This window comes from Deinococcus sp. (genome assembly GCF_030523985.1).
GTDB lineage: Bacteria > Deinococcota > Deinococci > Deinococcales > Deinococcaceae > Deinococcus.
Genome location: NZ_JAUNHK010000069.1, coordinates 11,268 through 14,685, shown reverse-complemented (window position 1 = coordinate 14,685; position 3,418 = coordinate 11,268). Strand labels below are relative to the sequence as shown.

Sequence of the window (3,418 nt, the reverse complement as noted above, 5' to 3'; positions counted from 1 at the left end):
TCCGAGCAGCGCGCCGCCGCGCCACTGGCCCCGCCGGAGCAGGTCACGGCGCTGACGCTGGAGCAGATCGAGGACGGCCAGCACGGGCTGACCCCGGCGCTGGGGCCGCTGCTGGTGGTGTGTCAGCGTGGCACCCAGGCCGACCTCGCCGCCCGTTACCTACGGGCCGACGGACTGGACGCCCAGGCGTGGCGGGGGGACCTGAGCAAAATTGACCCGGAAGGCTAATCCAGCGTAGCGACCACTTCGGTTGCCAGAGCGTGTGCTGTCGCCAAGCCCAGCGTGTCTGCTCTGGGGCCACCCAGCAGCAGAAACAGGCCCGGCGCGGGCTGCTCGGCAGTGGGAATGGTGTCGGGCTGGCCCCCCGGCAGGCTGACCCAGGCTCCGGCAATGTCGGCACTGGAGCGGCCCAGTTCCAGGCGGTCACTGCTCAGGGCGGGCAGGCCGTCCATCAGGGCCACCAAGTCTTCCAGCACTTCACGGCGCAGGCCCGTCAGTACGCCCGTCAACTGTCCGCCCGCTGGCTGGTAGCCCTGGGGGTCACGGTGATGAATGGGCGGAATCAGGGTCAGGCCGTCGTTCTGGGGCCGCAGCGTCAGCCCGCCCGCCCGCAGCACCGGGGTCTGGGCCGAGGTCGGCAGGTTGAGGCGCGGGTACTGCACGTAGGCGCGTCCGTGCCGGGTGTGCAGCCCTACGCCATGTTCGACCAGCACCGGGCCAGCCGCCCCCGCCGCCACCACCACCGCCCGCGCCCGCACCTGCCGGGTTTCGTGGACGACGATCTGGTGGGTGTTCGTCACGGTCAGGCGGTGCAGCTTGACCTGTCCCACGCCCGGCTCGGCGCGGGTGTTGAGCAGCAGGTTGGCCCCCAGCCGAATGGCCTGTTGCGCCGCCTGCAGGGCCAGTTGCCCCGGACGGTAGGTCAGGGCGCGGTCATCCACGTGGGCGCAGGGGTACACCTGCGGGTCGAGCAGCGCCAGGGCTTCGGGGGCGTGGGCGAGGGCTTCGCTGCTAGGCACGGTATCCGCCCCGTCCCTGAGCAGTTCGACCAGCGGGCGCGACTCGACTTCCAGCTTTTCGATGCCGCTCAGCAATTGTTCGCGGGTCCACTCCGCCGCCGCTTCCTGGCCCTCTGGCACGTCGAAAGCCGTCCAGACACCGGGGGCCAGAATGGTCGCGCCTTCCTCGTTGGGCAGGCCGCCTTCTTCGACGAGCAGCAGCGAAAGGTGCGGGGCAAGCTGGCGCAGATACAGGGCGCAGGCGGCCCCCATCCGCCCGGCACCGACGACCACGATGTCGAAGGAGTCGGGCGTGAAGGGCTGGCCCACATGCGCCCAGACCTGAGAGCGCGGGGCAGTGGAGGCAGAGTCGGCAGCAGACATGGCGCCATGATGCCGCGCCGGGCTGCTCTCATGCTTCTGGGAATCCTGTCAGCCGGGGCGCACGCGGGGCTGCGATAGTGGCGGGCGGATGAACACGACACTTTCAGGGGCGCGGGCGGGATACCATCAGGTCATGCGGGGTTGTTCGTTGAGAGAAAAACTGATTCAGGCAGGCGCGGCGTGCAGGTGAGCCCGTGAAGCGCTGGGCGCGGCGTGCGGCTCGGTTCCGGCGGGCATCACTGTCACTGATGGCGGCCCTGGCCCTGACCGGAGCGGCCCAGGCCCGAACCGTCCGCATCGTGTCGGCCCAGACGCTCGAACTTCGCAACGTGTCCGAGCAGGAACTCGTCATCATCACCAGCGAGGCCGACGGTGGGGTCGAGTTGCAGGTGGACGACGATCAAGTGCGGGCACGCCGCATCGAATTCAACCGCACCCGCCGCACCCTCACCCTGATCGGCGCGGCCAGCTACCGCACCGCCAAAGACGGGCAGACCCTGAGGGGCGACAATCTGGTGGTTGACCTCGGCACCGAGTCGCTGACTGGGCAGGACGTGCTGATCAGTGACCGCGAACTGGAAATCCGGGGTGAGCAGGTCGAGCGCGTGCCGGGGCAGTTGCGGGCCAACCAGGGCTATTTCACCCCCTGTGCCAAGTGCGGGCGCACCACCAACGACTACGCCTTTCGCGCCGAACGCCTGATCGTTTATCCGGGTGACCGTCTGGTGGCCTACCGCGCCCAACTGCTGATCGCCGAGCATCCGGTGCTGTACCTGCCCGTCGTGGTGCTGCCGCTCAACGACGAGGCCCGTCAGCCCAAAATTCAGATCGGTCAGGACGCGGTGGACGGCTACACCGTGCAGGCCGACCTGCCCTTTGCGGTGCGGAGCAACATGCTGGGCACGGCGATGCTGCGCTACTACCAGAACCGCTCGCCCAGCTACGGCGGCGGCGTCGACCTTCAGGTGTACTCGCCGTTTTCGGTGGTGGACCGCGCCGACCTGTACGCGCTGGCGCTGCCCAAGCCGGTGGCTTTCGACGGCACGCCCCAGCCCGGCTACGACATCGACTTCAATTTCAACGTTCAGGGCCGCATCGACCTGCCCGAAGCGGTGCGCGACCTGGATTACTCGCTGAAGGTGGGCCGCAAAGACATCGGACGCGCCGCGACCGACCCCGACTATGGCGTGACCCGCAGCGAATTCACGGCGCAGGTGGACTATCCGCGCTTCAGCGCTGCCCTGAATCTGCTGGGCCGCGCCGGGCCGGAGCCGAAGGGGGCCGTGAGCCTGCCCTACCGCAAAACCGAGGTCGTCGTCGACCCCAAGCCGTTTCAGGTGGGCGACCTCAGCGCCGACGTGAAACTGACGGCAGGGCGGTACGCGGCGGCCAGCAACCCCTTTTCGCCCAGTGCGGTGCGCCAGGGGCCGAACATAGACACCACCCGCCTTGAAGAAGCACACGAACTGCGCTATTCCCGCACGCTGTGGCAGGGGGCCGACCTGCAATTTTCCAACTCCTTCGTGGGGCGCTACTACGGCACCGGGGCCAGAACCGTGCAACTCAACGCCGCCGGGCAGGTCACGCAGCGTTGGGGCAGCCGCGCCACCCTGACCGCCCGGCAGGAATACCTGCGCTACGAGGGCACCAGCCCCTTCGCCTTCGACGCGGTGGCGGGCCGCCGCCTGAGTGCGCCGCTGAGCCTCAGCCTCAGCACCGTGCCCGCGCCGGATACGTCCTTTACGGTCAGCTACTCCCGCGACGGCTTCCTCTCGCCGGAAAACCAGCCGCCGCTGCGCTTTGGCGTGGGGGTCAACCGCCGCCCGGTGAACCTCAGCGGTTCGCTCGACTATCACCTGCCCACCCAGGAACTGCGGGCGCTCAGCTACAGCCTGACGCTGGCCGACCCCGATTCCGGCACCGCCAAGCTCGTTGCGGCTGTGCCTGCCAGACCCGCCACGCCGACCACCCCCGCGCAGCCCGCCGTGCCCGCCCACTACGAGCGCACGAGCAACTGGCCCGCGCCGCGCCTGAGC

At 69.2% G+C, this 3,418-nt stretch carries 2 protein-coding genes and 1 pseudogene; 2 read left to right on the top strand and 1 reads right to left on the bottom strand.

Annotated elements, in window-relative coordinates:
* The first annotated feature begins 24 nt into the window (after positions 1 to 24).
* A complete protein-coding gene (locus Q4C89_RS10460; protein ID WP_303102554.1) occupies positions 25 to 228 on the top strand; it encodes a hypothetical protein in 204 nt (67 codons plus the stop codon).
* Here Q4C89_RS10460 and Q4C89_RS10455 read toward each other — a convergent pair.
* On the bottom strand, positions 225 to 1,382 hold the full coding sequence (locus tag Q4C89_RS10455) for an FAD-dependent oxidoreductase (protein ID WP_303102553.1): 1,158 nt from the start codon (positions 1,380 to 1,382) through the stop codon (positions 225 to 227). The genes Q4C89_RS10460 and Q4C89_RS10455 overlap by 4 nt on opposite strands.
* Before the next feature lie 248 nt (positions 1,383 to 1,630).
* Here Q4C89_RS10455 and Q4C89_RS10450 point away from each other — a divergent pair.
* Positions 1,631 to 3,418: pseudogene (locus Q4C89_RS10450) on the top strand (hypothetical protein); the annotation flags it as partial.

Excerpts from the sequence above, each read along its gene's own strand:
- Q4C89_RS10455 (WP_303102553.1), bottom strand. The coding sequence starts at position 1,382 with ATGTCTGCTGCCGACTCTGCCTCCACTGCCCCGCGCTCTCAGGTCTGG.